Origin of the sequence: Streptococcus oralis, assembly GCF_001983955.1 — a bacterium.
Classification (GTDB): domain Bacteria; phylum Bacillota; class Bacilli; order Lactobacillales; family Streptococcaceae; genus Streptococcus; species Streptococcus jiangnanensis.
The window spans coordinates 254,246-281,121 of sequence record NZ_CP019562.1; the positions used below are offsets into that span (position 1 = coordinate 254,246).

Annotated in this window: 29 protein-coding genes; 26 read left to right on the forward strand and 3 right to left on the reverse strand. The window is 41.7% G+C overall.

Going from position 1 to position 26,876, the window contains the following annotated elements; genetic code table 11:
- The first annotated feature begins 67 nt into the window (after nt 1-67).
- A complete protein-coding gene (locus tag BWR56_RS01295; RefSeq protein ID WP_000532894.1) occupies nt 68-784 on the forward strand; it encodes a YebC/PmpR family DNA-binding transcriptional regulator in 717 nt (238 codons plus the stop codon).
- 49 nt (nt 785-833) lie between these two features.
- Here BWR56_RS01295 and BWR56_RS01300 read toward each other — a convergent pair whose 3' ends face one another.
- Nucleotides 834-1,538, reverse strand: coding sequence for a CD20-like domain-containing protein (locus BWR56_RS01300; RefSeq protein ID WP_076984298.1), 705 nt, complete (start codon nt 1,536-1,538; stop codon nt 834-836).
- 193 nt (nt 1,539-1,731) lie between these two features.
- Between BWR56_RS01300 and BWR56_RS01305 the strand changes: the two genes are divergently transcribed.
- The 25 genes from BWR56_RS01305 (at nt 1,732) to BWR56_RS01435 (ending at nt 24,356) form a co-directional block, all read left to right on the forward strand.
- Nucleotides 1,732-2,193, forward strand: coding sequence for a MarR family winged helix-turn-helix transcriptional regulator (locus BWR56_RS01305; protein ID WP_000360526.1), 462 nt, complete (start codon nt 1,732-1,734; stop codon nt 2,191-2,193).
- Nucleotides 2,177-3,946, forward strand: coding sequence for an ABC transporter ATP-binding protein (locus BWR56_RS01310; protein ID WP_076984299.1), 1,770 nt, complete (start codon nt 2,177-2,179; stop codon nt 3,944-3,946). The genes BWR56_RS01305 and BWR56_RS01310 overlap by 17 nt, the downstream gene beginning before the upstream one ends.
- Nucleotides 3,936-5,696, forward strand: coding sequence for an ABC transporter ATP-binding protein (locus BWR56_RS01315; RefSeq protein WP_049505409.1), 1,761 nt, complete (start codon nt 3,936-3,938; stop codon nt 5,694-5,696). Before BWR56_RS01310 ends, BWR56_RS01315 begins: the two co-directional genes overlap by 11 nt.
- Before the next feature lie 96 nt (nt 5,697-5,792).
- The gene (locus BWR56_RS01320; RefSeq protein ID WP_049505408.1) at nt 5,793-6,296 is read left to right on the forward strand and encodes a phosphatase PAP2 family protein; all 504 of its coding nucleotides are present in this window, start codon (nt 5,793-5,795) and stop codon (nt 6,294-6,296) included.
- Nucleotides 6,297-6,409: 113 nt separating this feature from the next.
- Nucleotides 6,410-6,856: a LytTR family DNA-binding domain-containing protein gene (locus BWR56_RS01325; protein WP_049505407.1), complete on the forward strand. Its 447-nt coding sequence runs from the start codon at nt 6,410-6,412 to the stop codon at nt 6,854-6,856.
- A 5-nt stretch (nt 6,857-6,861) separates the two neighbouring features.
- Nucleotides 6,862-7,536 (forward strand): LiaF transmembrane domain-containing protein, encoded by a 675-nt coding sequence (locus tag BWR56_RS01330; protein ID WP_049505406.1) that lies wholly within the window; start codon nt 6,862-6,864, stop codon nt 7,534-7,536.
- Between the two features lie 104 nt (nt 7,537-7,640).
- Nucleotides 7,641-7,829, forward strand: coding sequence for a 50S ribosomal protein L28 (gene rpmB, locus BWR56_RS01335; RefSeq protein WP_001140948.1), 189 nt, complete (start codon nt 7,641-7,643; stop codon nt 7,827-7,829).
- Between the two features lie 258 nt (nt 7,830-8,087).
- On the forward strand, nt 8,088-8,453 hold the full coding sequence (locus BWR56_RS01340) for an Asp23/Gls24 family envelope stress response protein (RefSeq protein ID WP_000216434.1): 366 nt from the start codon (nt 8,088-8,090) through the stop codon (nt 8,451-8,453).
- 2 nt (nt 8,454-8,455) lie between these two features.
- Nucleotides 8,456-10,123, forward strand: a complete 1,668-nt coding sequence (locus BWR56_RS01345; RefSeq protein WP_049478837.1) for a DAK2 domain-containing protein — start codon at nt 8,456-8,458, stop codon at nt 10,121-10,123.
- Between the two features lie 10 nt (nt 10,124-10,133).
- Nucleotides 10,134-10,709: an SP0191 family lipoprotein gene (locus BWR56_RS01350; protein ID WP_049505405.1), complete on the forward strand. Its 576-nt coding sequence runs from the start codon at nt 10,134-10,136 to the stop codon at nt 10,707-10,709.
- A 125-nt stretch (nt 10,710-10,834) separates the two neighbouring features.
- Nucleotides 10,835-11,026 carry a hypothetical protein gene (locus tag BWR56_RS01355; RefSeq protein ID WP_000791806.1) on the forward strand — a complete coding sequence of 64 codons (192 nt, stop codon included), beginning with the start codon at nt 10,835-10,837 and terminating at the stop codon, nt 11,024-11,026.
- Complete coding sequence (locus BWR56_RS01360; RefSeq protein WP_076984300.1) at nt 11,023-11,217, forward strand: hypothetical protein; 195 nt, start codon at nt 11,023-11,025, stop codon at nt 11,215-11,217. Before BWR56_RS01355 ends, BWR56_RS01360 begins: the two co-directional genes overlap by 4 nt.
- Nucleotides 11,204-12,079, forward strand: a complete 876-nt coding sequence (locus BWR56_RS01365; protein ID WP_076984301.1) for an ABC transporter ATP-binding protein — start codon at nt 11,204-11,206, stop codon at nt 12,077-12,079. Before BWR56_RS01360 ends, BWR56_RS01365 begins: the two co-directional genes overlap by 14 nt.
- A gap of 12 nt (nt 12,080-12,091) precedes the next feature.
- On the forward strand, nt 12,092-12,826 hold the full coding sequence (locus BWR56_RS01370) for an ABC transporter permease (RefSeq protein WP_076984302.1): 735 nt from the start codon (nt 12,092-12,094) through the stop codon (nt 12,824-12,826).
- Between the two features lie 4 nt (nt 12,827-12,830).
- Complete coding sequence (locus tag BWR56_RS01375; protein WP_049505401.1) at nt 12,831-13,928, forward strand: sensor histidine kinase; 1,098 nt, start codon at nt 12,831-12,833, stop codon at nt 13,926-13,928.
- Between the two features lies 1 nt (nt 13,929).
- The gene (locus tag BWR56_RS01380; protein WP_000772063.1) at nt 13,930-14,529 is read left to right on the forward strand and encodes a response regulator transcription factor; all 600 of its coding nucleotides are present in this window, start codon (nt 13,930-13,932) and stop codon (nt 14,527-14,529) included.
- A gap of 318 nt (nt 14,530-14,847) precedes the next feature.
- Nucleotides 14,848-15,261, forward strand: a complete 414-nt coding sequence (gene rpsL, locus BWR56_RS01395; protein ID WP_001142332.1) for a 30S ribosomal protein S12 — start codon at nt 14,848-14,850, stop codon at nt 15,259-15,261.
- Nucleotides 15,262-15,280: 19 nt separating this feature from the next.
- Nucleotides 15,281-15,751: a 30S ribosomal protein S7 gene (gene rpsG, locus BWR56_RS01400; RefSeq protein ID WP_000087873.1), complete on the forward strand. Its 471-nt coding sequence runs from the start codon at nt 15,281-15,283 to the stop codon at nt 15,749-15,751.
- A 287-nt stretch (nt 15,752-16,038) separates the two neighbouring features.
- Nucleotides 16,039-18,120: an elongation factor G gene (fusA, locus tag BWR56_RS01405; protein WP_000090339.1), complete on the forward strand. Its 2,082-nt coding sequence runs from the start codon at nt 16,039-16,041 to the stop codon at nt 18,118-18,120.
- Between the two features lie 323 nt (nt 18,121-18,443).
- Nucleotides 18,444-20,144 carry an acetolactate synthase large subunit gene (locus BWR56_RS01410; RefSeq protein WP_000411743.1) on the forward strand — a complete coding sequence of 567 codons (1,701 nt, stop codon included), beginning with the start codon at nt 18,444-18,446 and terminating at the stop codon, nt 20,142-20,144.
- Nucleotides 20,137-20,613: an acetolactate synthase small subunit gene (ilvN, locus tag BWR56_RS01415; protein WP_001253813.1), complete on the forward strand. Its 477-nt coding sequence runs from the start codon at nt 20,137-20,139 to the stop codon at nt 20,611-20,613. Before BWR56_RS01410 ends, ilvN begins: the two co-directional genes overlap by 8 nt.
- 89 nt (nt 20,614-20,702) lie before the next feature.
- On the forward strand, nt 20,703-21,725 hold the full coding sequence (ilvC, locus tag BWR56_RS01420) for a ketol-acid reductoisomerase (protein WP_076984303.1): 1,023 nt from the start codon (nt 20,703-20,705) through the stop codon (nt 21,723-21,725).
- A 79-nt stretch (nt 21,726-21,804) separates the two neighbouring features.
- Nucleotides 21,805-23,055: a threonine ammonia-lyase IlvA gene (ilvA, locus tag BWR56_RS01425; protein WP_000947300.1), complete on the forward strand. Its 1,251-nt coding sequence runs from the start codon at nt 21,805-21,807 to the stop codon at nt 23,053-23,055.
- Between the two features lie 82 nt (nt 23,056-23,137).
- Nucleotides 23,138-24,034 carry an SPFH domain-containing protein gene (locus BWR56_RS01430; protein ID WP_000244061.1) on the forward strand — a complete coding sequence of 299 codons (897 nt, stop codon included), beginning with the start codon at nt 23,138-23,140 and terminating at the stop codon, nt 24,032-24,034.
- Between the two features lie 106 nt (nt 24,035-24,140).
- Nucleotides 24,141-24,356: a capsule biosynthesis transcriptional regulator gene (locus BWR56_RS01435; protein ID WP_001130031.1), complete on the forward strand. Its 216-nt coding sequence runs from the start codon at nt 24,141-24,143 to the stop codon at nt 24,354-24,356.
- Between the two features lie 92 nt (nt 24,357-24,448).
- On the opposite strand, the gene BWR56_RS01440 is transcribed toward BWR56_RS01435, so the two are convergent.
- Both BWR56_RS01440 and BWR56_RS01445 read right to left on the reverse strand, forming a co-directional pair.
- Nucleotides 24,449-25,189, reverse strand: coding sequence for an amino acid ABC transporter ATP-binding protein (locus BWR56_RS01440; RefSeq protein ID WP_076984304.1), 741 nt, complete (start codon nt 25,187-25,189; stop codon nt 24,449-24,451).
- Nucleotides 25,186-26,751, reverse strand: a complete 1,566-nt coding sequence (locus BWR56_RS01445) for an ABC transporter substrate-binding protein/permease (RefSeq protein WP_076984305.1) — start codon at nt 26,749-26,751, stop codon at nt 25,186-25,188. Before BWR56_RS01445 ends, BWR56_RS01440 begins: the two co-directional genes overlap by 4 nt.
- Nucleotides 26,752-26,876 lie beyond the last annotated feature (125 nt).

Here is a 26,876-nt window from a genome sequence, read left to right on the forward strand (position 1 = left end):
CTAGTGAAAATCAGATGGACTTGTGTTATAATAAGAAAGATTAAAATGTGAAAAAAGGAGATTCCTAATGGGACGTAAATGGGCCAATATCGTAGCCAAGAAAACGGCTAAAGATGGAGCTAACTCTAAAGTATATGCAAAATTTGGTGTAGAAATCTATGTAGCAGCTAAAAAAGGGGATCCAGACCCAGAATCAAACACTGCTTTAAAATTCGTTATCGACCGTGCTAAACAAGCCCAAGTGCCAAAACACGTTATCGATAAAGCGATTGATAAAGCAAAAGGAAACACAGACGAAACCTTTACAGAAGGACGTTACGAAGGATTTGGACCAAATGGATCCATGTTGATCGTGGACACCTTGACGTCAAACGTCAACCGTACCGCAGCCAATGTCCGTGCTGCCTTTGGGAAAAACGGCGGAAACATGGGTGCTTCAGGTTCAGTTTCATACCTCTTCGACAACAAGGGTGTGATCGTATTTGCAGGTGAGGACGCTGATGCAGTCTTTGAGCAATTGCTCGAAGCAGATGTGGATGTGGACGATGTAGAAGCAGAAGAAGGAACAATCACGGTTTATACAGCTCCAACAGACCTTCACAAGGCTATCGTTGCCCTTCGTGAGTCTGGTATCGAAGAATTCCAAGTGACTGAATTGGAAATGATTCCTCAGTCTGAAGTGGAATTGTCAGGTGAAGATCTTGAAACCTTTGAAAAACTTTACAGCGTTCTTGAGGACGACGAAGATGTACAAAAGATCTACACAAACGTAGACGGATTCTAATAGAAAAACGAACAGTTTTACTAGCTGTTCGTTTTTTTGATATTTGAACTTAAACTCTGGTTTCAGAATCGTTTTGTTTCTTGCTTTTTTCTAGACCTAGACCGACTGCATGTTTTTGGACGAGCAAGAGTTGCCCATTGTCATCTTTTGCAAAAGTTAAGGTAACGGTCTTGATCTTGTCTCCAATGGAGATATAGGTGATTTTTCTCGTATTATAACCTCCGATAGTGGAGTCAAATTCGGAGTCTGGTAGTCCGTGTTTTTTGATAATATCCTTGTAGTTGGTACCACCTTTTCCTTTGTTGTCAAGGTCACCTTCGATTAAGGCGTCGAACTGTTCTTGGGTCCAGGTGAAGGTGTCGTCTTCTTCCTCCTCAGGGATGGAATAGGCGCTATCATCTGTCAAGTCGCTTTCTTCTTCGCGTTCCATTGAGGCACTCGCCTCGCTGTAGGAACGGTTAAACTCCTTGACAAACTCTTTGTAGACATTAGCGTACAGTACCTGAGTCGTAAAGAAAAGTACAACAGAGGCAACTGCCAGGGATGTTCCGATAATGGCCATTGTTTTTCGTTTTTTGAGGTTGACGATAAGGCCGATAATCCCCAAGATAAATGCGACGATGGCGATGAAAAATGATAGATAGTTAATAAATGGAATCCAGGACCCTAAAAGTGCGATGGCTCCAAAAATGGTTGCTAAGATTCCTAAAACTCGTTGTTCTTCTGGTTTCATTTGAAAGTTTTCTCCCTTCATCGAGTGAATGGATTTCTATCCACAGTAGTTAGTGCTTATTATAGAAAAAATATTGCCTAATGTCAATTTAAACCAAGATAGTTCTCATAGAAACTTTTTTCTTGACATCTTTTCTGAAAATGGTAAAATAGTTCTCATGGAAACTTAATTAGTTCTTCAGAGAACTATATTCAATCGTGAGAAAGGAGCAATCATGGACAAGCCAATGTTGATGTTTAAACGCTTTGGACACCAGGTTCATCTGATGGTACAGAAAGAAGCCAAGCGATGTGGCATTGAATTTATGGGTGGACCGCAAGGGCAGGTTCTGCGTTTTTTAGATCATTGTGAACAAAAAGAGGAACTGGTCTTGATTAAGGATATCGAGCAGGAACTCAATATTACCAAATCTGTGGCGAGTAATTTGGTCAAGCGCATGGTACAAAATGGTTTGGTCGAGCTAGAGGCGAGCCCGAGCGATAAGCGGGCAAAATTTGTTCGCCTGACGGAGAAATCGCGTTCGCAGATGCAAAAAGTTAAAGCTTTTTTTGATCGGATTGATCAGAGTCTGCTAGAGGGGGTTTCAAAGTCAGACTTGGCAATCTTTGAAAAGGTACTCGGGCAATTGCAAGAAAATGTTGAGAAGATAGGAGGAGAGAATGAAGAAACTCGCTAAACGTATTACAGGAAAAGAGTGGGGAATGATCGTCCTTACGATTCTGTTCACTTGTTTCTCGGTCTATCTCGAGTTAGAGGTACCGACTTATATTTCGCAAATTACAGAATTACTGGGAACGTCTGGAACGCAGTTGGGTGAACTCTGGTTACCAGCTGCGAAGATGATGGGATTATCTCTCCTTGCCTTTATGTCGTCAGTAGCAGTTGGATTTTTCGCCTCCCGTGTTGCAGCGTCTTACACGACTCACTTGAGAAGCGATATTTTTAATCGAGTACTGGATTTTTCACAGACAGAGATTAAACGTTTTTCAATCCCCAGTCTTTTGACTCGGACGACTAATGATATCACACAGGTACAGATGCTCTTTACCATGGGCTTGCAAGTGGTTACTCGTGGTCCAATTATGGCTATCTGGGCGATTGGAAAAATACTTGGGAAATCAGAATACTGGCTCTGGGCAGTGGTTGTGGCTGTTATTGTGAATGTCTTGATGACCACCGTTCTCATGACTCTGGCTTTTCCAAAACAATCGGTCATCCAAAAATTGACAGATAAACTCAATAGCATCACTCGTGAAAGCTTGACAGGGATTCGGGTTGTTCGTGCATACAATGCGGAAGATTACCAAGATGAGAAATTTGAAGCAGCCAATGATGAAGTGACGCGTCTCAATCTCTTTGTCAATCGATTGATGGCTATTATGAACCCGATTATGATGGCAATTTCCAGTGGTTTGACCTTAGCTATTTACTGGATTGGTGCCTATATCATCAACGACGCAAGTTTGGCAGAACGTTTGCCACTCTTTAGTGATATGGTGGTCTTCATGTCCTATGCTATGCAGGTCGTGATGGGCTTCCTGCTCATGGGAGCACTCTTTATCGTTCTTCCCCGTACCTTGGTTTCGGCAGGACGTATCAATCAAGTATTGGATTTGCATTCTTCTATTGAAAATCCTAATCATGCACAGACAGCGGATCCTTCAGTTCAAGGACAAGTGGAATTTCGTGATGTGACTTTCCGCTACTCTAAAAACTCAGAAGCAGTCGTGGAACAGGTCACTTTCAAAGCAGAAGCGGGTCAAACCGTAGCCTTCATCGGATCGACTGGATCAGGTAAGTCCACGCTTGTCAACCTCTTGCCACGTTTTTACGACGTTTCTGATGGAGAAATCCTAGTGGATGGTGTCAATGTGCAAGATTATGACTTGGAAGATTTGCGCAATAAGGTCGGTTATATTCCACAAAAAGCTGTACTCTTTTCTGGAGATGTCAAGGGGAACTTGGACTTTGGTAAGAGCAAAGAAACTCCTCTAAGCGAAGCTGCTATGTGGCAAGCCTTGGAATTGGCCCAGTCTAAAAGCTTTATCGAGGAAAAGGAAGCAGGACTTGAATCAGAAGTGGCCCAAGGTGGAACCAACTTCTCAGGAGGTCAAAGACAGCGTTTGGCCATTGCGCGTGCCTTGGCTCGTAAACCAGAGATTCTTATCTTTGATGATTCCTTCTCAGCCTTGGACTACAAGACAGATCGTGTCCTACGCCAAGAACTAGCTGAGAAAACAAAATCCATGACCAAGCTCATCGTAGCGCAACGGATTTCTACTATTATGGACGCCGACCTGATCTTAGTTTTGGATCAAGGAAAAGTCGTGGGACAAGGCACCCACAAGGAACTTCTTGCAACCAACGAAGTCTACCAAGAAATTGCCTACTCACAACTATCGAAGGAGGAATTGGAACATGGAAAATAAAAAAGTTTCGGTCTGGAAACAGTGCAAACCTTATATGGCAGGCCTCCAACTCCCTCTCCTAATAGCAGTTGTGGCTGCAGTCATTTCAAGTATCATTACCGTTTATGGTCCAACTAAGATTAAAGAAATTACTAACTTGATTTCAGATGGTTTGGCTACAGAAATCGACCTGGTAGCTGTGTCAAACATTGCTAGCTTTTTAGTGATTCTCTATGTATTTGGCGCCATTCTTAACTATACACAGGCCTATATCTTTTCAACGAGTATCCAACATTTTTCAAAACGCTTGCGGACGGCTATCGCTGAAAAGATTAATCGTTTGCCACTTGGCTATTTTGACCGTCATTCACAAGGAGATACCCTTTCGCGCGTGACCAATGATGTGGATATAGCAGCGCAATCTCTCAACCAAAGTCTAGGGACAGTTCTTTCAGCTAGTTTCTTGTTGATTGCTGTCTTGGTGACCATGTTTGGGATGAACTGGATTTTGGCATTGGTAACAGTTGTATCAACCCTTGTTGGTTTTGCGGCGGTTTCCGTAATCATGGCCAAGTCACAGGGGTATTTCAAAGCCCAACAAAATAATCTAGCAGCCGTCAATGGTTATGTGGAAGAGATGTACTCTGGCCATAATGTAGTGACCAGCTACAACGCAGTGGACACCTCCAAAGCGAGATTTGCAGGTTTAAACCAAGACTTGCATGACAGTATCTGGAAATCTCAATTTATCTCTGGTATCATGATGCCAGCCATGTTCTTTGTTGGAAACTTTAGTTATGTCTTAGTCATCATCGTTGGGGCCGCGCTGGCGTTAGAAGGACATATTACGATAGGGATTATTGTAGCCTTTATGGTTTACGTACGGACCTTCTCTCAACCTCTGTCACAGATTGCCCAAGGGATTACGAGCTTGCAACAAGCGAGTGCAGCCATGACTCGTGTATTAGAGTTTCTAGCTGAAGCAGAGATGCAGGATGAATCTCATAAGGACAGAAAATTGAGCAACATGAAAGGGGAAGTAGTCTTTGATCATGTGTCCTTTGGATATACACCAGAGCGCACCATTATCCATGACTTTTCTGCGACAGCTCATGCAGGTCAGAAGGTTGCTATCGTTGGACCGACTGGGGCTGGGAAGACAACCATTGTCAATCTTTTGATGAAGTTCTATGAGATAGATAAGGGAAGTATCCGTATCGATGGTGTCGATACCAAGGACATGAAACGCTCAGAAGTACACGATGCCTTTTCAATAGTCTTGCAGGACACTTGGCTCTTTGAAGGAACGATTCGAGAGAACCTGATCTATAATCAGACAGACATCAGTGATGAACGAATGATGGAAGCCAGCAAGGCTGTGGGAATCCACCACTTTATCATGACCTTGCCAGATGGCTACGATACTGTTTTGGACGACACCTTGACCTTGTCTGTCGGACAAAAACAGCTCTTGACCATTGCTCGTGCTTTGCTAAAAGATGCGCCACTCCTAATTCTGGATGAAGCGACATCCTCAGTCGACACACGTACAGAGGAGTTGATTCAGAAAGCCATGGACCGTTTGATGGAGGGACGCACATCCTTTGTCATCGCCCACCGCTTGTCAACTATTCGTAATGCCGATTTGATTCTTGTCATGAAAGATGGCAATATCATTGAACAAGGAAACCATGAGGAACTGATGGCACAAGGTGGCTTCTACGCTGACTTGTACAATAGTCAATTTACAGAAGACGAAGCAGAAGAATAAATCAAAAGAAGGCTTGACGGCCTTCTTTTTCTGCACTATACTAGAAGACAAACGTCTCACCTGTAGACGAAAACAAGGTAATGAATGAGAAATTTAATGAAAAATTATCAAGAATGGTATCGAAATATCAGCTCCAGGCTCACCAGCCATCCCACCCTTCTATTTCTGTTACGCAGTTTTAATCGCTTGATGACGGTCGCCATGCCCTTGGTCTATCTGATTTTGCTAGTCACCACTTACCTGAAACTAGGACTGGCTCAGCAAGTTGGGGTTTATGTGCTTATTCCTGCATCAGGTTTTGTGATTTTGTCTCTTTTTCGTAAGAAAATCAACCACCCGCGACCTTATGAAACTTGGGATATCTGTCCCCTGCTTGACAAGGATAGCTCGGGACAGTCTATGCCCAGTCGCCATGTCTTTTCAGCAACCATTATTTCCATGGCCTGTCTGCATGCTAGTCTACCTGTTGGCTTAGCATGCTTGCTCTTTTCAGCTTTGCTGGGCTTGGTGAGGGTTTTAGGGGGTGTTCATTATCCCAAGGATGTCATCGCTGGCTATGCTTGTGGTATGGTGTGGGGCTTCCTTTTCTTCCTATTCTGACATGTAAGTTAAGCTAGTCCTACAACCACTTACTGCTTCAAATTGACCACTTGCTTTTTTGCCCTTGTATTCCTAACTTAGCTTTGATATAGTAGAGTCAGAAAGGAGATGTGATGAAGTTACGAATTGAGATTGACGGCAATTTAGATGAGACTGAAATTGTCATCAAGACCCCCACTTTGACAGATGAAATTGCAGATTTGCAACGACTTTTGCAAGAGTCAAAGGCTCCGAGGTTGACTTTTTACAAGGGGACAGGTGAATATTATCTAGACCTGTCAGAAATTCTCTTCTTTGAAACAGAAGGGAGCAAGATTTATGCTCATAACCAGAAGGAAGCCTATGAAGTTCGTCTCAAACTTTATGAGTTGGAGTCCATCTTACCTCGCTATTTTAGTCGAGTGTCCAAGTCAACGATCGCAAACATCCGTCAGATTTACTCAGTGGACAAGTCCTTTTCAGGAACAGGCACCATTTCCTTTTATCAGACGCACAAGGAGGTTCATGTCTCACGGCATTACCAATCCCTCCTAAAAGAAAATCTAAGAAACATGAGGTAAAAAACATGAAAAAGAAAGCATTTGGTATTGTTTTATTGGTTTTAGCAGCTTGGATCTTGCTGCAAGGGAATTTTGGAATTCCTTCTTTGGATGGCAAAATATGGCCTTTGATTGGTATCGTCTTTTTTGCCTACAAGTCAGTTGAATCCATTCTCAGACGCCATCTAACTTCAGCAGTTTTTACCGCTCTAGTAGCCTTAATGATTGCGAATCATTTTTATAACATTTTTCCTATTCCAAACCAGTCTTTGTTTTGGGCTAGTATCTTAGCAGTTCTAGGTGTTGGTTATCTGACGCATTCAAGTAAGTTCTGGAATGAAAAAAAATGGTGGTACGATGGCAAAAAAACAGTCGTCACGGATAAGGAAGTCGCTTTTGGTAGCGGGACCTTCTATAAGCAAGATCAAGATCTCGTAGATGACCAAGTGGAAGTCGCTTTTGGGGATGCTAAAATCTACTATGATAATGCAGAGATGTTAGGTGATTTTGCGACTTTAAATATTGAAGTGGCCTTCGGGAATGCAATTGTCTATGTTCCACAACACTGGCGTGTCGATTTGAAAGTAGAAACCTCCTTTGGTGCAGCTAAGGCAGATGCTCCTGTAGCGCCAACAAACAAAACCTTGATTATCCGTGGGGAAGTCGCTTTTGGTAAACTTGGAGTTGTTTACGTTAAATAAAAAAATAGTTTAGGCCCTTGATAAATTCGAGAAAGTGTGATAACATAGTACGGTATGTGGTGCTAGCACATCCGCTATATTAGATCTAATAGGAGGAAAACACAATGGCTAAAGTATGTTACTTTACAGGTCGTAAGACTGTATCAGGAAACAACCGTTCACACGCGATGAACCAAACAAAACGTGCCGTAAAACCAAACCTTCAAAAAGTTACTGTTCTTATCGATGGTAAACCTAAAAAAGTTTGGGCTTCAGCTCGTGCTTTGAAATCAGGTAAAGTTGAACGCGTTTAATAAAAATGAAAAGACCGCTTAGGTCTTTTTCTTTTGCTCTAAGGATAAAATCATTTGAAAAATAGAGTAATACTCTTCAAAAATCAAATTCAAACTACGTCAGCTTCGCCTTGCCGTACTCAAGTACTGTCTGTGGCTAGCTTCCTAGTTTGCTTTTTGATTTTCATTGAGTATAAATATCCGCCGATACAGCATTCTGCTTTTACACTTGGGCTGAAATATGATAAAATAGAGTATCAACTAGTTGAGGTAAAAAAAATGACTGTAAAAATTAATACAAAAGATGGTCAAATCGAGCTGACAGATGAAGTGATTGCAACCGTAGTAGGTGGTGCCGCAACTGAGATTTTTGGTGTGGTCGGTATGGCTAGTAAAAATGCCCTCAAAGACAATTTCCAAGCCCTTCTTGGTAAGGAAAATTATTCTAAGGGTGTTGTTATAAAAGCAGCCGAAGATGGTAGCATAGCAGTTGATGTTTATACCGTATTGAGCTACGGAGTAAAGATAAGCGAAGTGTCAAAAAACATTCAAGAGCGTGTTCGTTTTAGTTTAGAAAATCAACTAGGAATTACTGCTCAGACTGTGAATGTCTACATTCAAAATATCAAAGTTGTAGGAGAATAATCGTGTCAAAAATTACTACCAGTTTATTCCAAGAGATGGTGCAGGCTGCATCAACTCGTTTGAATAAGCAAGCAGAATATGTCAATTCATTGAACGTCTTTCCAGTTCCAGATGGAGATACTGGGACAAACATGGGAATGACCATTGAAAATGGTGCCAAAGAAGTAGCAGACAAGCCTGCTTCTACAGTTGGAGAAGTAGCGAGCATTCTTGCTAAAGGTCTTTTGATGGGCGCGCGTGGGAACTCAGGGGTTATCACTTCTCAGCTCTTCCGTGGCTTCTCTCAGGCTATCAAGGAAAAAGATGAATTAACAGGTCAAGACTTGGCTCTTGCCTTCCAATCCGGTGTCGAAGTAGCTTATAAAGCGGTTATGAAACCAGTTGAAGGAACAATTTTGACTGTTTCTCGTGGTGCAGCCATTGGGGCTAAGAAAAAAGCCGAGGAGACAGATGATGCTGTTGAGGTCATGCGTGCAGCCTTGGAAGGTGCGAAAGCAGCTTTGGCTAAGACACCAGAAATGCTTCCAGTCCTTAAGGAAGTTGGTGTGGTAGACTCAGGTGGTCAAGGTTTGGTCTTCATCTATGAAGGCTTCCTATCTGCCCTTACTGGTGAATACAGTGCTTCTGAAGACTTTGTAGCGACTCCTGCCAACATGAGTGAAATGATCAATGCAGAGCACCACAAGTCTGTAGCAGGGCATGTGGCAACTGAGGATATTACCTTCGGTTACTGTACGGAGATCATGGTAGCCCTCAAACAAGGTCCAACTTATTCTAAGGACTTTGACTACGATGAATTCCGTAACTACTTGAATGACTTAGGCGACTCTCTACTTGTTGTCAATGATGATGAAATCGTCAAAGTTCACGTCCATACAGAAGATCCAGGTCTTGTCATGCAAGAAGGTCTCAAATATGGTAGCTTGATCAAGGTAAAAGTGGACAACATGCGTAACCAACACGAGGCGCAAGTTGAAAAAGAAGCAACTCAAGGTAACAAGCCTGCTGAAACAAAAGAGTATGCCCTTATCGCAGTAGTAGCTGGTCAAGGTTTAGCAGATATCTTCCGTGCCCAAGGTGTGGATTATGTCATCGAAGGTGGTCAGACAATGAACCCTTCAACAGAAGACTTTATCAAGGCTGTTGAACAGGTCAATGCTCGCAACATTATCTTCTTGCCAAACAACAAAAATATCTTTATGGCAGCTCAGTCTGCGGCTGAAGTGCTTGAACAACCTGCTGTTGTGGTAGAAGCACGTACAATTCCTCAAGGTTTGACCAGCCTTCTTGCCTTTGATCCAAGTAAATCAATCGAAGAAAACAAAGAACGCATGACTGCAGCCCTTGGTGATGTCATCAGCGGTAGTGTAACAACAGCCGTTCGTGATACAACTATCGATGGATTAGCAATTCATGAAAATGACAATCTTGGTATGGTAGATGGGAAAATTCTCGTGTCAAATCCTGACATGCACCAAACCTTGACTGAAACTTTGAAACATATGTTGGACGAAGACAGTGAAATCGTGACTTTCTATGTTGGTGAAGACGGAAGCGAAGAACTTGCCAATGAAATTGCCCAAGAAATCGCAGAAGAATTTGAAGATGTTGAAGTAGAGATTCACCAAGGTCAACAGCCCGTATATCCATATCTTTTCAGTGTGGAATAGGAGACTTTGAATGAAGAAAGTTTTAGGATTAGTTTTTGCATCGTTACTTGTTCTTTCTGGCTGTGGTCAAACCAACATTGCAACAACAGAATCAAGTAGTACAGCTAGTGAAGCAACTACTAGCCAAACAAGTGAGGAAGTAACAGAAACATCCAGTCGTCAAGAAAAGGAGCCTGTAGCTGAAACGACCAAAGTTCTAAAAGGAAGAATTGATAACTCCGATGTTACTCTGACTTTAGTTTACACAGATGTTGTCAAACATTTTACAATGGAGATGCTAGGCGAAATTGAAGAGGATGTTCCTGATGAAGTTAGCCCTGAAGAATTGCAAGCGATGATTCGTGAAAATATGGCTACTAATACAGATTACCTAGAAGTCGAGAATGAACCAGGAATCTCAGTTGAATATTTTGTCACCAATGATAAGAAAATGAGAGTGGTTATGGAGCTTGATCTTGAGAAAGCAAATATTGATAGGGTTAAACATATGAACTTTTTTAAATTTATAGCAGAGAATGCAGATGATTTTAAAAGGCCAAACACTCTAATTGCTGGTTTGAAAATGGGAGGATTTAAAGATAAATAAAAAAAGAAAGTTGATTGTTCAACTTTCTTTTTTTATGACATTTGTCATATTTCCTAGTGACAGAAGCATCTAGCTCCGCTAACTTCAAAAGACTATAATTGAAGTATGAAACGGAGGAAGAAGAAATGAAAAATAAAATGATTGTCGCAGTGAGTTTAGTAGCAGCAGGAGTTATGACCTATCTCATGTTTTCAGGATTGGACGAGGGTTTCTACCATTTCCCTTGGGAGCTCTTTGCTGGCTTTGGAATGATGTCTTGGCTTGTCAGAGAAGGTTTGAAATTGGTCAGAGATGTGAAAAAGGAGTTTGAGGAATGAAAAAAGCAATCATCTATCTCTTTATCGGCCTGTCACTCTTGGTATGGTTAGTGGAAATGTTTACTGGTTGGTTTGACCAAACCGTGCTTCGCCAATTTATTCGTGGTGCTTGGGGTTTTGGGTTTATGATTTTCGTCGTTTTCCCTATGGGAATGAAGTGGTTGAAAGGAGAATCTCATGACTGTGATTAAAGTTGAGAAATTGAGTAAGAAAATAAAAGACAAGGAGATCTTGCGGAACATCTCCTTTGAAATCAACGATGGTGAATGTGTCGCCTTGATCGGACCTAACGGAGCAGGGAAGACAACCTTGATTGATTGCCTCTTGGGCGACAAGTTCGTGAGCTCAGGTCAGATAGCTATTCAAGGCTTTGCACCAACAGATCCTCGATTAAAGCAGCTTATTTCTATCTTACCTCAAGAAAATACGGTGGTTCAAGACTTGAAAGTGAAAGAACTCTTATCCTTCTTTCAATCAATCTATCCAAACAGTCTCTCCAATCAAGAAATTGATGACTTGCTGAGATTTTCGGACAAACAGAAAAATCAGCTAGCGGGCAAGTTGTCTGGTGGGCAAAAACGTTTGTTCTCTTTCGTGTTGGCACTAATAGGTCGTCCGAAAATTCTATTTTTGGACGAACCAACTGCTGCCATGGATACCTCGACACGTCAGCATTTTTGGGAAATTGTCAATCAGTTAAAGAAAAATGGTGTCACCATTGTCTACTCTTCTCACTATATCGAAGAGGTAGAACATACGGCTGACCGCATTTTGGTCCTCCACAAGGGTGAATTGATCCGGGATACGACACCTTATGCCATGCGTGGTGAAGAACAAGAAAAACATTTTACGGTACCTCTAACTTATCAGGAAGTTATCAGAACTTTAGACCAAGTTCAAGAGATTGAAATCAAGCAAAATGCTCTTTCCTTCACAACCAAAGAAGCCAGCCAGGTATGGAAAGTCTTGCAAGAACAGGGCTGCATGATCGAAGAAATTGAAGTTCGCAATCGAACTCTCTTAGACAGTATCTTCGAAACGACTCAAGACTAAAGGAGATTGACGATGAAAAATATGACAAGTCTCATGAAAGTGGAAATCATTCTGATGAAACGGCAAGCAGTCTACTACTTACTATCCATCGGACTTCCAAGTGTGTTTTACCTTATCTTTTCTGGTATGATGTCAGGGTCAGATATTCCAGAAATTGCTCTTCAAGCCTATCTTTTTGCCATGACGCTCTTTAGTATCATGTCAAGTGCTTTTTTCAGTATCCCAAGCACACTCGAGTCTGATAAGACAAACAACTGGCAAAAATTGATTCAACATTCTCCCGTATCTATGGTAGAATATTATGTATCAAAACTGTTCAGTACCCTACTGACTTTCTTGTTATCAATTACAGTTGTCTTTTCAGTTGGTCATTTTGTCCGTGGAGTGACTCTGCCTTGGCTTGACTGGATGGTAATTGGAGTTATGTTGCTGATCGGAAGCGTGGTCTTTATCAGCATGGGGGTCTTGGTGAGCTTGCTACCCAGTGCTCAACTGATGACGGTTGTTGGAAATATTGCCTATATTGCTTTGGCTGTTCTAGGTGGACTGTGGTTCCCCTTGGATTCCTTCCCAGAATGGCTCCAATCTATTGGAAAGCTGACTCCAACCTATCAACTGATGCAGGTCGTCTCTACTTATTTGGAACACCATGAATTTAATATTCTTTCTGCCTTGGTTGTGCTAGGCTATACAGTTTTCTTTGGTGTACTGGTAATCCAGCTGAAAAAAAGGATTGAGGTAAAATAAATCTATGTTGGAAAAATTTAAAAACATTCATTATATGTTTCATATTTCAATTGTGTTTATCATCTTTCCTATAGCGGGTGTCATCGTTGGAGATTACCCGCTTTTAACCTTGCTATGGACCCTACTATTTGTACTTGCCTTCTATTCGGTTTTAATCAGTCAGAATCGCACCGTGCAGTGGCTAGCATGGTGGTCCATGCTTGTCTACATTTTTTATACATCTGTTTGGCTAAGTTCAGGTTTCACATGGTTTATCTTTTATTTATCCAATCTCCTTATTTATGAGCTGGATGAGATTTCTTTTCACTCTTGGCGTTTTGTCAGTTTTATTGTCCTGCAACCATTTATTCTGACCGGAATCTATATGGTCAATCATGTTAGTCCCTGGCAGCTACTCTTTTTCTTGGTGACCTTTATCTTTTCCGATGCAATGACCTTTGGTCTTTATCGAATTCGATTGTCGGAGGACATAAAAGAAGAAAAGATGAAACAAAATGCCAAGCTCAATCTTTTCTTGGCTGAAAACGAACGCAGTCGTATCGGTCAGGATCTCCATGACAGCCTAGGTCATACCTTTGCCATGTTGAGTGTGAAGACGGACCTTGCCCTCCAGCTTCTTCAAATGCAGGCCTATCCTCAAGTGGAAAAAGAATTAAAAGAAATTCATCAAATCAGTAAAGAATCCATGAATGAAGTCCGTACAATTATCGAAAATCTTAAAACAAGAACCCTTGCTTCCGAGTTTGCGACTGTTAAAAAAATGCTGGAAATTGCAGGAATTGAAACGGAAATCAATCACCAACTAGATACAGCTAGCCTAACTCAGAAATTAGAATCAACGGCCTCCATGATTTTGCTTGAGTTAGTGACCAACATCATCAAGCATGCTAAAGCATCGAAAGCTTACTTGAAATTAGAACGAACTGAGAAAGAACTCATCCTAACAGTGAGAGATGATGGCTGTGGCTTTGCTTCACTAAAAGGAGATGAACTCCATACCGTTCGGGACCGTGTCCTTCCTTTTTCAGGAGAAGTAACAGTGATCAGTCAGAAACAGCCGACTGAAGTGCAGGTTCGGCTACCTTATAAGGAGAGAAACTAAGATGAAACTACTTGTTGCAGAAGATCAAAGTATGTTGCGAGATGCTATGTGCCAGTTGCTTACCTTTCAACCAGATGTAGAGTCTGTCCTACAAGCCAAGGATGGCCAAGAAGCAATCCAACTCTTAGAAAAGGAGCCCGTAGATATCGCCATTCTTGACGTAGAAATGCCTGTTAAGACAGGCCTCGAAGTCTTGGAGTGGATACGAGCAGAAAAGTTAGAAACAAAGGTGGTTGTGGTGACGACCTTCAAGCGCCCTGGCTATTTTGAACGTGCGGTCAAGGCTGGAGTGGATGCTTATGTCTTGAAAGAAAGAAGCATTGCAGACCTCATGCAAACCTTGCACACGGTTCTCGAAGGACGCAAGGAATATTCGCCTGAATTGATGGAAGTGGTGATGACGCACCCCAATCCGTTAACAGAGCAAGAAATCGCTGTTTTAAAGGGAATTGCTCAGGGCTTGTCTAATCAAGAAATCGCAGATCAGCTTTATCTATCAAATGGAACCGTCCGAAACTATGTCACCAATATTCTTTCAAAACTAGATGCTGGTAATCGAACAGAGGCAGCCAACATTGCAAAAGAATCTGGTTGGCTTTGATAAGAAGGGTTAAAAAATTCCGAAACGATAACTTGAATCGAAGGAAATCCATACTAGAAAGGAGGAGGCAAATTGTCTCCTTTTCTGGTTTAGAAAAGCGGTGAAAGCTAGTGTCAAAGAGTTAAAAGATCAGAATAAAAATGAAAAATATCTTGACAATGAAGGAAAAATTGTGTTACAATAATAGACGGTACTTTTTACTTTTGGTCTCTCAAAAGTGTACAGGGACGTGCTGACAAATGTTGCAAAAGTACACACAGATGGTAGCTGTCACCAAGTGTATCATCACCAAAAATAAAAAAACACAGGAGAATGTAGATGCCTACAATTAACCAATTGGTTCGCAAACCGCGTAAATCAAAAGTAGAAAAATCTAAATCACCAGCTTTGAACGTTGGTTACAACAGTCATAAAAAAGTTCAAACAAACGTTTCTTCACCACAAAAACGTGGTGTTGCAACTCGTGTGGGAACAATGACACCTAAAAAACCTAACTCTGCCCTTCGTAAATTCGCTCGTGTACGTTTGAGCAACCTTATCGAAGTTACTGCCTACATCCCAGGTATCGGACACAACTTGCAAGAGCACAGCGTGGTGCTTCTTCGTGGTGGACGTGTAAAAGACCTTCCAGGGGTACGTTACCATATCGTCCGTGGTGCACTTGATACTGCAGGTGTTAACGATCGTAAACAAGGCCGTTCTAAATACGGTACTAAACGTCCAAAAGCATAAGGAAAGGGGATAAAGAGAAATGAGTCGTAAAAATAGAGCTCCAAAACGTGACGTATTGCCAGATCCGCTTTACAATTCACAACTAGTTACTCGTCTTATCAACCGCGTTATGCTTGACGGTAAACGTGGTACAGCTGCTTCAATCGTTTACGGTGCTTTTGAGCAAATCAAAGAAGCTACTGGTAACGATGCACTTGAAGTATTTGAAACAGCTATGGAAAACATCATGCCTGTACTTGAAGTACGTGCACGTCGTGTTGGTGGATCTAACTACCAAGTCCCAGTTGAAGTTCGTCCAGAACGCCGTACAACACTTGGACTTCGTTGGTTGGTAACCATCGCTCGCCTTCGTGGTGAACACACAATGCAAGACCGTCTTGCAAAAGAAATCTTGGATGCTGCTAACAACACTGGTGCAGCAGTTAAGAAACGTGAAGACACTCACCGTATGGCTGAAGCTAACCGTGCCTTCGCACACTTCCGTTGGTAAGAATAAGATACTAAGGGCGTTAAAAAAGCGACTGAAAATTAGGAAGCTTGACGTAGAATCAAAGATTCTAGGAAAGCTTATCTATTTTCCGAGCTTTTAGCCCGAGTTCAATTGGGTTCAAATCAGTTAACTTGAGCTTTTAGCCCGAGTTCAATTCAACTTGTCTACAAGTTGAAACCAACAAAAACAAGATAAACATTGAGAACGGGTAGGTCCTGCCTATCCGTTTTTATTAAAATCGTGTTATAATAGAATAGAAATTAAAATAAATAGGAGAAACAAACCTCATGGCACGCGAATTTTCACTTGAAAAAACTCGTAATATCGGTATCATGGCTCACGTCGATGCCGGTAAAACAACAACTACTGAGCGTATTCTTTACTACACTGGTAAAATCCACAAAATCGGTGAAACTCACGAAGGTGCGTCACAAATGGACTGGATGGAGCAAGAGCAAGAACGTGGTATCACTATCACATCTGCTGCGACAACAGCTCAATGGAACAACCACCGCGTAAACATCATCGACACACCAGGACACGTGGACTTCACAATCGAAGTACAACGTTCTCTTCGTGTATTGGACGGTGCGGTTACTGTTCTTGACTCACAATCAGGTGTTGAGCCTCAAACTGAAACAGTTTGGCGTCAAGCAACTGAGTACGGAGTTCCACGTATCGTATTTGCCAACAAAATGGACAAAATCGGTGCTGACTTCCTTTACTCAGTAAGCACACTTCACGACCGTCTTCAAGCAAACGCACACCCAATCCAATTGCCAATCGGTGCTGAAGATGACTTCCGCGGTATCATCGACTTGATCAAGATGAAAGCTGAAATCTATACTAACGACCTTGGTACAGATATCCTTGAAGAAGATATTCCAGCTGAATACCTTGACCAAGCTCAAGAATACCGTGAAAAATTGGTTGAAGCAGTCGCTGAAACTGATGAAGACTTGATGATGAAATACCTTGAAGGTGAAGAAATCACTAACGAAGAATTGAAAGCTGCTATCCGTAAAGCAACTATCAACGTTGAATTCTTCCCAGTATTGTGTGGTTCTGCCTTCAAGAACAAAGGTGTTCAATTGATGCTTGATGCGGTTATTGACTACCTTCCAAGCCCACTTGATATCCCAGCAATCAAAGGTATCAACCCAGATACAGATGAAGAAGAAACTCGTCCAGCATCTGACGAAGAGCCATTTGCAGCTCTTGCCTTCAAGATCATGACTGACCCATTCGTAGGTCGTTTGACATTCTTCCGTGTATACTCAGGTGTTCTCCAATCAGGTTCTTACGTATTGAACACATCTAAAGGTAAACGTGAACGTATCGGACGTATCCTTCAAATGCACGCTAACAGCCGTCAAGAAATTGACACTGTTTACTCAGGTGATATCGCTGCTGCCGTTGGTTTGAAAGATACTACAACTGGTGACTCATTGACAGATGAAAAAGCTAAAATCATCCTTGAGTCAATCAACGTTCCAGAACCAGTTATCCAATTGATGGTTGAGCCAAAATCTAAAGCTGACCAAGACAAGATGGGTATCGCCCTTCAAAAATTGGCTGAAGAAGATCCAACATTCCGCGTTGAAACAAACGTTGAAACTGGTGAAACAGTTATCTCTGGTATGGGTGAGCTTCACCTTGATGTCCTTGTTGACCGTATGCGTCGTGAGTTCAAAGTGGAAGCGAACGTAGGTGCTCCTCAAGTATCTTACCGTGAAACATTCCGCGCTTCTACTCAAGCACGTGGATTCTTCAAACGTCAGTCTGGTGGTAAAGGTCAATTCGGTGATGTATGGATTGAATTTACTCCAAACGAAGAAGGTAAAGGATTCGAATTCGAAAACGCAATCGTCGGTGGTGTGGTTCCTCGTGAATTTATCCCAGCGGTTGAAAAAGGTTTGGTAGAATCTATGGCTAACGGTGTTCTTGCAGGTTACCCAATGGTTGACGTTAAAGCTAAGCTTTACGATGGTTCATACCACGATGTCGACTCATCTGAAACTGCCTTCAAGATTGCGGCTTCACTTGCCCTTAAAGAAGCTGCTAAGTCAGCACAACCAGCTATCCTTGAGCCAATGATGCTTGTAACAATCACTGTTCCAGAAGAAAACCTTGGTGATGTTATGGGTCACGTAACTGCTCGTCGTGGACGTGTAGATGGTATGGAAGCACACGGTAACAGCCAAATCGTTCGTGCTTACGTTCCACTTGCTGAAATGTTCGGTTACGCAACAGTTCTTCGTTCTGCATCTCAAGGACGTGGTACGTTCATGATGGTATTTGACCACTACGAAGATGTACCTAAGTCAGTACAAGAAGAAATCATTAAGAAAAACAAAGGTGAAGACTAATCAGTCCTCACTCTAGAAGGAAGTCACTTAGTGGCTTCCTTTTTTCGTCTTTAACTATTCATTTTTGCTGAATATAGTATACGAATTTAATCGCTAAGTGAGAAAAATACTAATTTTATTCAGAAAGAAAATATACTAATTTGATAAATTAAAGTAAATAAAGCTTCCTAATTCCGTAGAAAAGTTAATAAAAATGAGGACAAGATTCATAAATACACTTTTAGATAGAAAATTCAGAAAATTGACTCTTTTGCCTTGAAAATTTTTGAAAAAATGGTATGATAGTAACAAGCTATTTTTTTAAGAGAAGAGAAAGGGGAACAATGGAGAAAATCAGTTTAGAATCTCCTAAGACGGGGTCGGACCTAGTTTTGGAAACACTTCGGGACTTAGGGATTGATACCATTTTTGGTTATCCTGGTGGTGCAGTCTTACCTTTGTATGATGCGATATACAATTTTAAAGGTATTCGCCACATCTTAGGACGCCATGAGCAAGGTTGTTTGCACGAAGCTGAAGGATATGCCAAATCAACTGGAAAGTTGGGCGTTGCCGTCGTCACGAGTGGGCCGGGAGCAACAAATGCCATTACAGGGATTGCAGATGCCATGAGCGATAGCGTTCCCCTTTTGGTCTTTACAGGTCAGGTTGCGCGAGCTGGGATTGGGAAAGATGCCTTTCAGGAAGCAGACATCGTGGGGATTACCATGCCCATTACCAAATACAATTACCAAGTTCGTGAGACAGCAGATATTCCTCGTATCATTACGGAAGCTGTCCATATCGCAACGACTGGTCGTCCAGGTCCTGTTGTGATTGACTTGCCCAAGGATGTATCAGCTCTAGAGACAGATTTCATCTATTCGCCAGAAGTTAATTTACCAAGTTACCAACCGACGCTTGATCCGAATGACATGCAAATCAAGAAAATCTTGAAGCAATTGTCAAAAGCCAAGAAACCTGTTTTGTTAGCAGGCGGTGGTATCAGCTATGCGGAAGCTTCTAAGGAGCTCAATGAATTTGCTGAACGTTACCAAATTCCAGTAGTCACTAGTCTTTTGGGGCAAGGAACCATTGCAACAAGCCATCCACTCTTCCTAGGGATGGGAGGCATGCACGGTTCTTTCGCAGCTAATATTGCCATGACCGAGGCAGACTTTATGATTAGTATTGGTTGCCGTTTCGATGACCGCCTGACTGGCAATCCTAAGACCTTTGCTAAGAATGCCAAGGTTGCTCATATCGATATAGATCCAGCTGAGATTGGTAAGATTATCAGTGCAGATATTCCAGTGGTTGGGGACGCAAAGAAAGCCTTGCAGATGCTACTGGCAGAACCAACTGTTCATAACAATACTGAAAAGTGGATTGAAAAAGTCACCAAGGACAAGAATCGAGTTCGTTCTTATGATAAGAAAGAACGTGTGGTTCAGCCTCAGGCCGTTATTGAACGCATCGGTGAGTTGACGAATGGGGATGCCATTGTTGTCACAGACGTAGGGCAACACCAAATGTGGACAGCTCAGTATTATCCTTACCAAAATGAGCGTCAGTTAGTCACTTCTGGTGGTTTGGGTACCATGGGCTTCGGAGTTCCTGCAGCTATTGGAGCCAAGATTGCCAATCCAGAAAAAGAAGTCATCCTTTTTGTCGGTGATGGTGGTTTCCAAATGACCAACCAAGAGCTAGCAATCCTAAACATCTACAAGGTGCCGATTAAGGTTGTCATGTTGAATAACCACTCACTAGGAATGGTTCGTCAGTGGCAGGAATCCTTCTATGAGGGTAGAACTTCAGAGTCAGTCTTTGATACCCTTCCTGACTTCCAGTTGATGGCACAGGCCTACGGCATTAAAAACTATAAGTTTGATAATCCAGAGACGATAGAGAAGGATCTAGAAGTCATTCTGGAGGATGTGCCCATGTTTATCGAGGTGGATATTTCTCGTAAGGAACAGGTCTTACCGATGGTACCAGCTGGTAAGAGCAATCATGAGATGTTGGGGGTGAAGTTCCATGCGTAGAATGTTAACAGCTAGATTGCAAAACCGTTCAGGAGTTTTGAATCGTTTTACAGGTGTCCTTTCTCGTCGTCAAGTCAATATTGAGAGTATCTCAGTTGGTGCGACAGAGAACCCCAATGTATCTCGTATCACCATCATTATTGATGTAGCATCTCATGATGAAGTAGAGCAAATCATTAAACAGCTCAATCGTCAAATTGATGTGATTCGCATTCGTGATATCACAGATAAACCACACTTGGAAAGAGAAGTTATCTTGGTGAAGGTATCTGCTCCTGCTGAGAAGCGTGCAGAAATCTTGGCCATTATCCAACCTTTCCGTGCAACGGTAGTAGATGTGGCTCCAAGCTCAATCACCATCCAGATGACGGGAAATGCTGAAAAGAGTGAAGCTTTATTGCGAGTGATTCGACCATATGGTATTAAAAATATCGCTCGTACGGGTGCAACTGGATTTACCCGTGACTAATACTCTTTGATTTTCATTGAGTATAAAATCCAGCATAAATTTGTTAAACCAGCCTATAAGGCAATAAAAATAGAAAAGAGAGAAAAACTATGGCAGTTCAAATGGAATACGAAAAAGATGTTAAAGTAGCAGCGCTTGACGGTAAAAAAATCGCCGTAATCGGTTATGGTTCACAAGGACATGCGCATGCGCAAAACTTGCGTGACTCAGGTCGTGATGTCATCATCGGTGTGCGTCCAGGTAAATCTTTTGACAAAGCAAAAGAAGATGGTTTTGACACTTACACAGTAGCAGAAGCAACTAAATTGGCTGACGTTATCATGATCTTGGCACCAGACGAAATCCAACAAGAATTGTACGAAGCAGAAATCGCTCCAAACTTGGAAGCTGGAAATGCAGTTGGATTTGCTCATGGTTTCAATATCCACTTTGAATTTATCAAAGTTCCTGCAGATGTAGATGTCTTCATGTGTGCTCCTAAAGGACCAGGACACTTGGTACGTCGTACTTACGAAGAAGGATTTGGTGTGCCAGCTCTTTATGCAGTCTACCAAGACGCTACAGGAAATGCTAAAAACATTGCTATGGACTGGTGTAAAGGTGTGGGTTCAGCTCGTGTTGGTTTGCTTGAAACAACTTACAAAGAAGAAACTGAAGAAGATCTCTTTGGTGAACAAGCCGTACTTTGTGGTGGTTTGACTGCCCTTATCGAAGCAGGTTTTGAAGTCTTGACAGAAGCAGGCTATGCCCCAGAATTGGCTTACTTTGAAGTTCTTCATGAAATGAAATTGATCGTTGACTTGATCTATGAAGGTGGATTCAAGAAAATGCGTCAATCTATTTCAAACACTGCTGAATACGGTGACTATGTATCAGGTCCACGTGTGATTACTGAGCAAGTGAAAGAAAACATGAAAGCTGTTTTGGCTGATATCCAAAATGGTAAATTTGCAAATGACTTTGTAAATGACTACAAGGCTGGTCGTCCAAAATTAACTGCTTACCGTGAACAAGCAGCTAACCTTGAAATTGAAAAAGTTGGTGCAGAATTGCGTAAAGCAATGCCTTTCGTTGGTAAAAACGACGACGACGCATTCAAAATCTACAATTAATTCTTGTAAAGAGAGACAGAAGGCGAGTTGGGGGTACCTAACTCGTTTTTTATCTTGAAAAGTACTTGAGGAGGAGACAATGCTAAGTGCAAAAGATGTGGTGAAAGCCCACAAAGTTTTGAGTGGTGTAGTAGTTGATACACCACTAGAATATGATCATTATTTATCAGAAAAATATCAAGCAAAGATTTATCTCAAAAAGGAGAATGCGCAACGAGTTCGCTCTTTTAAAATTCGTGGAGCCTATTATGCCATTTCTCAACTATCAAAAGAAGAACGTGAACGTGGTGTAGTCTGTGCCTCTGCGGGAAATCACGCTCAAGGTGTCGCCTATACTTGTAATGAGATGAAGATTCCTGCAACAATTTTTATGCCTATTACAACACCGCAACAAAAGATTGGGCAGGTTCGCTTTTTCGGTGGAGAGTTCGTGACAATCAAGTTGGTTGGGGATACATTTGATGCTTCTGCTAAGGCAGCACAAGAATTTACATTGACAGAAAACCGCACCTTCATCGATCCTTTTGATGATGCGCATGTTCAGGCTGGTCAAGGGACTGTAGCCTATGAGATTCTTGAAGAAGCCCGTAAAGAGTCTATTGATTTTGATACAGTACTTGTACCAGTAGGTGGTGGCGGATTGATTGCCGGTGTTTCAACTTACATCAAGGAAACCAACCCGACCATTGAAGTGATCGGAGTAGAAGCTAATGGTGCTCGCTCTATGAAAGCAGCCTTTGAAGCTGGGGGACCAGTTAAGCTCAAAGAAATTGATAAGTTTGCTGATGGGATAGCCGTACAAAAGGTTGGACAATTAACCTATGAAGCGACTCGTAAGAATGTTGAAACGCTGATTGGGGTGGACGAGGGATTGATTTCTGAAACCTTGATTGATCTTTATTCCAAACAAGGAATTGTAGCAGAACCAGCCGGAGCTGCCAGCGTTGCAGCCTTGGAAGTTTTATCAGACTATATCAAAGGCAAGACGATTTGTTGTATTATTTCTGGGGGCAATAACGATATCAACCGCATGCCAGAGATGGAAGAACGTGCCTTGATTTACGATGGAATCAAGCATTACTTTGTAGTGAATTTCCCACAGCGTCCAGGAGCTCTCCGAGAGTTTGTAAATGACATTTTGGGGCCAAATGATGACATCACTCGTTTTGAATATATCAAACGAGCAAGCAAGGGGACAGGCCCTGTATTGATTGGGGTAGCTCTTGCCAATAAGCATGATTATGCTGGATTGATTCATCGAATGGAAAAGTTTGACCCATCTTATATTAATTTGAATGGGAACGAAACGTTGTATAATATGCTAGTTTAAGCTAAAATAAAATTATTATCATATTATTTGCGTAATGATGTTGATGGTGCTATAATGAGGGTGACGAAAGGGGGAGATTCCCATGGTTTTACAAATTTTACTTATTTTATTGTTTTTAGTGGTGATTGCATCAGTGATTATGATTAGTTCTGTGTATGTGGTTCGACAACAATCGGTCGCTATCATAGAACGCTTTGGTAAATACCAAAAGTTGAGCAATAGTGGTATTCATTTACGAGCTCCTTTTGGAATTGATAGGATTGCGGCAAGAGTTCAACTACGCTTGTTGCAAAGTGAGATTGTTGTAGAGACAAAGACGCAAGATAATGTATTTGTAACGATGAATGTGGCAACTCAGTATCGAGTAAATGAAAACAACGTCACAGATGCCTATTATAAATTGATGCGTCCAGAAGCCCAAATTAAATCCTATATTGAAGATGCTTTGCGTTCATCTGTACCAAAGCTAACCCTAGATGAGTTGTTTGAGAAGAAGGATGAAATCGCCTTAGAAGTTCAAAAACAAGTGGCTGAAGAAATGTCTACGTATGGGTATATCATTGTCAAAACGCTGATTACTAAGGTTGAACCTGATGCTGAAGTAAAACAATCAATGAATGAAATTAACGCGGCTCAACGTAAGAGAGTTGCGGCGCAAGAGCTTGCTGAAGCAGATAAGATTAAAATCGTGACCGCAGCAGAAGCAGAAGCAGAAAAAGATCGCCTACATGGTGTAGGGATTGCAGAGCAGCGTAAAGCAATTGTTGACGGACTAGCCGATTCTATCCAAGAGTTAAAGGGAGCCAATGTTGAGCTAACTGAAGAACAAATCATGTCTATCCTATTAACGAACCAGTATTTAGATACGTTGAATAATTTTGCAGATAAAGAGGGTAATAATACAATCTTCCTACCAGCAAATCCTAATGGAGTTGAAGACATAAGAACACATATATTATCGGCTTTGAAAGCCAAATAAAAATATGCAGAATAATATAGTTACGACGAATATATGTTTTTTTATTGACAAATGAAATAAAAACGTATACAATTAAGTATTGTAAAGAATAATTTAGGAGAAGAACATGGCTAAGTCGAACTTTGAAAAAGTAGAAGCAGTTGTTGGCTGGGTTCGTGATAAGAAAATCACAGGCTACCGTATCTCTAAAGAAACGAATGCGCGTGAAATGTCTATCATTGCTCTAGCACAAGGACGCGCAAAAGTTAAAAATATTTCATTTGAAACAGCTCTTGGTTTAATCGATTTCTATGAAAAAAATCATGAAAAATTTGAAGATTAAACTGTGGTCACAGGCAGATTCCTGAGTAGAGTCTGCCTTTTCTTTACAATTACAAACTAAAAAGACTGCATTCTTTATGCAGTCTTTGTTTATTAGCTGAGATAACGTTGAAGAAACTCTTTTGTCCGTTCTTCTTTAGGGTTCGTGAAGAGTTCTTCTGGTTTGCCTTCTTCAGCAATGACGCCCTTATCCATAAAGATGACACGGTGAGAGACATCACGAGCGAATTCCATTTCGTGGGTTACGACGATCATGGTCAAGCCTTCTTGAGCCAAATCCTGCATAATTTTGAGGACTTCTCCGACCATTTCAGGGTCAAGGGCAGATGTTGGTTCGTCGAAGAGAATGGCATCAGGATTCATGGAGAGTGCGCGGGCGATAGCCACGCGTTGTTTTTGACCTCCTGAGAGTTGCTTCGGTTTGGCTTGCCAGTAACGTTCTCCCATACCAACTTTTTCGAGATTCTCTTTGGCGATTTTTTCAGCTTCAGAGTGGTCACGTTTGAGTACAGTCGTTTGGGCAACGATAGTATTTTCAAGGACATTTAGATTTTCAAAGAGATTGAAAGATTGGAAAACCATACCGAGTTTTTCACGATAATGGGTGAGGTTATAGCCTTTTTCTAAGACATTTTCTCCTCGATAGAGAATCTCTCCTTCTGTAGGTGCTTCTAGTAAATTAATTGAACGAAGGAAGGTTGATTTTCCACTTCCTGAGCTACCGATGATGGAAATAACCTCTCCTTTATGGACGGTGAGAGAAATGTCTTTTAGCACTTCGTTTTGCCCATATGATTTTTTGAGGTGTTTGATTTCAAGAATTGGTTGTGTCATTTTTTCAAATCCTCCGTTTGCATTTGGTTAGCACCTGTAGTGTAAGTATCCATGTCCATACGACGCTCGATGAAGCGTAGGATACGGGTCACAGTGAAGGTGAGGACAAAGTAAATCACGGCGATAATGGTAAAGGTCTGGAAGTATTGATAGGTTTGTGTTGCTACAGTATTTCCTGAGAAATAAAGCTCAACAACTGAAATAACGTTCAATACAGAGGTATCTTTGATATTGATGACAAACTCATTACCAGTAGCAGGTAGAATATTACGGACAACCTGAGGTAGGACAATCTTACGCATGGTTTGATTGTGGGTCATACCAAGAGCAGTTGCGGCTTCAAATTGTCCCTTGTCAACTGCTAGAATACCACCACGAACGATCTCTGTCATGTAGGCACCCGTGTTGATTGAGACGATGAAGATAGCGGCTAGTGTGCGGTCAAGGTTAATACCGAAAGCTTGGGCAGTTCCATAGTAGATAACCATGGATTGAACAATCATTGGTGTACCACGGAAGATCTCGATATAGACATTGAGAATCCAACCGACTAGTTTCTGTAGGGCGTACATTGCCTTGTTCTCAGATAGTGGAGCGGTACGGAAGACCCCAATCGCAAGTCCGATAAGGAGACCTGTGATGGTTCCGATAATGGAGATTAAGAGTGTGATACCAGCACCACGCAAGAGTTGTTGCCAGTTTTCAGAAAGGATCTTAGCGACTTGGCTAAAGAAACTACTTTCTTCCTCCGTTGTTGTAGACTCCACAGGTTGCTCTTTGATCATACGATCCATGAGGGCTACTTGCTCATCCTTTGAGATGGTTTCGATACTCGCATTGATTTGGCTGATACGGCTGTCATCTTTACGAAGTCCAATAGCAATAGCTGTATCTTCTTCGCCAGTTTTGAAACCTGGTTGAGGTTGGATCATTTTGAACTTAGCGTTAGCAGACTCAGCGGTCATTGCTTCAGGTCGTTCAGAAACATAGGCATCAATAACACCGGCCTCCAGAGCTTGACGCATCTGAGCGAAGTCACCCATAGCTGTTTCTTTTTTGGAACCTGGAATTTGGGAAATCAAATCATAGAGGTAAACACCTTGTTGAGACGTGATTTTTGCTCCGCTAAAATCCTCTAAAGATTTGGCATTCGCGTAGGCAGAGTCCTTTTTTACCAATAGAACCGGTTCGCTAGTATAGTAACTGCTTGAAAAAGCAATTTCTTGTTTGCGTTCAGCGGTTGGGCTCATACCGGCAATGATCATATCAATTTTGCCAGAAGTAAGGGCTGGAACAAGTCCTTCCCATTTGGTTTTCACGACCAAAGGTTCCTTGCCAAGGTCTTTGGCAATCTTTTTAGCGATTTGAACATCGTAGCCGTTGGCATATTGGTTGGTACCGTCGATTTTGACGGCGCCGTTACTATCGTCGTCTTGGGTCCAGTTGAAGGGAGCGTAAGCTGCCTCCATCCCGATGCGTAAATATTCGTCGGCTTGGACTTGGCTAACTAGTCCTAAGGTAAGGGCTAGGCTAGCAAGGATAGATAAGCATAATTTTTTCATGTTTTCTCCTATTTCTAGTCTAAAAATGACTCTCTCTATTGTATCTAAAAATAGTGAGATTTTCAATACAAGTAAGCCTTTACTTATAAAAAATGATATAATGGTAAAAAGATTGAAAGGGAACC

Coding starts and splice junctions, on each gene's coding strand:
- fusA (WP_000090339.1), top strand. CDS start 16,039: ATGGCACGCGAATTTTCACTTGAAAAAACTCGTAATATCGGTATCATG.
- BWR56_RS01360 (WP_076984300.1), top strand. CDS start 11,023: ATGAAAAAAGCAATCATCTATCTCTTTATCGGCCTGTCACTCTTGGTA.
- BWR56_RS01370 (WP_076984302.1), top strand. CDS start 12,092: ATGAAAAATATGACAAGTCTCATGAAAGTGGAAATCATTCTGATGAAA.
- ilvN (WP_001253813.1), top strand. CDS start 20,137: ATGCGTAGAATGTTAACAGCTAGATTGCAAAACCGTTCAGGAGTTTTG.
- rpsL (WP_001142332.1), top strand. CDS start 14,848: ATGCCTACAATTAACCAATTGGTTCGCAAACCGCGTAAATCAAAAGTA.
- BWR56_RS01380 (WP_000772063.1), top strand. CDS start 13,930: ATGAAACTACTTGTTGCAGAAGATCAAAGTATGTTGCGAGATGCTATG.
- rpmB (WP_001140948.1), top strand. CDS start 7,641: ATGGCTAAAGTATGTTACTTTACAGGTCGTAAGACTGTATCAGGAAAC.
- BWR56_RS01355 (WP_000791806.1), top strand. CDS start 10,835: ATGAAAAATAAAATGATTGTCGCAGTGAGTTTAGTAGCAGCAGGAGTT.
- BWR56_RS01440 (WP_076984304.1), bottom strand. CDS start 25,189: ATGACACAACCAATTCTTGAAATCAAACACCTCAAAAAATCATATGGG.
- BWR56_RS01350 (WP_049505405.1), top strand. CDS start 10,134: ATGAAGAAAGTTTTAGGATTAGTTTTTGCATCGTTACTTGTTCTTTCT.
- BWR56_RS01430 (WP_000244061.1), top strand. CDS start 23,138: ATGGTTTTACAAATTTTACTTATTTTATTGTTTTTAGTGGTGATTGCA.
- BWR56_RS01340 (WP_000216434.1), top strand. CDS start 8,088: ATGACTGTAAAAATTAATACAAAAGATGGTCAAATCGAGCTGACAGAT.
- rpsG (WP_000087873.1), top strand. CDS start 15,281: ATGAGTCGTAAAAATAGAGCTCCAAAACGTGACGTATTGCCAGATCCG.
- BWR56_RS01365 (WP_076984301.1), top strand. CDS start 11,204: ATGACTGTGATTAAAGTTGAGAAATTGAGTAAGAAAATAAAAGACAAG.
- BWR56_RS01305 (WP_000360526.1), top strand. CDS start 1,732: ATGGACAAGCCAATGTTGATGTTTAAACGCTTTGGACACCAGGTTCAT.
- BWR56_RS01315 (WP_049505409.1), top strand. CDS start 3,936: ATGGAAAATAAAAAAGTTTCGGTCTGGAAACAGTGCAAACCTTATATG.
- ilvC (WP_076984303.1), top strand. CDS start 20,703: ATGGCAGTTCAAATGGAATACGAAAAAGATGTTAAAGTAGCAGCGCTT.
- BWR56_RS01375 (WP_049505401.1), top strand. CDS start 12,831: ATGTTGGAAAAATTTAAAAACATTCATTATATGTTTCATATTTCAATT.
- BWR56_RS01445 (WP_076984305.1), bottom strand. CDS start 26,751: ATGAAAAAATTATGCTTATCTATCCTTGCTAGCCTAGCCCTTACCTTA.
- ilvA (WP_000947300.1), top strand. CDS start 21,805: ATGCTAAGTGCAAAAGATGTGGTGAAAGCCCACAAAGTTTTGAGTGGT.
- BWR56_RS01325 (WP_049505407.1), top strand. CDS start 6,410: ATGAAGTTACGAATTGAGATTGACGGCAATTTAGATGAGACTGAAATT.
- BWR56_RS01410 (WP_000411743.1), top strand. CDS start 18,444: ATGGAGAAAATCAGTTTAGAATCTCCTAAGACGGGGTCGGACCTAGTT.
- BWR56_RS01435 (WP_001130031.1), top strand. CDS start 24,141: ATGGCTAAGTCGAACTTTGAAAAAGTAGAAGCAGTTGTTGGCTGGGTT.
- BWR56_RS01310 (WP_076984299.1), top strand. CDS start 2,177: ATGAAGAAACTCGCTAAACGTATTACAGGAAAAGAGTGGGGAATGATC.
- BWR56_RS01330 (WP_049505406.1), top strand. CDS start 6,862: ATGAAAAAGAAAGCATTTGGTATTGTTTTATTGGTTTTAGCAGCTTGG.
- BWR56_RS01295 (WP_000532894.1), top strand. CDS start 68: ATGGGACGTAAATGGGCCAATATCGTAGCCAAGAAAACGGCTAAAGAT.
- BWR56_RS01300 (WP_076984298.1), bottom strand. CDS start 1,538: ATGAAGGGAGAAAACTTTCAAATGAAACCAGAAGAACAACGAGTTTTA.
- BWR56_RS01320 (WP_049505408.1), top strand. CDS start 5,793: ATGAAAAATTATCAAGAATGGTATCGAAATATCAGCTCCAGGCTCACC.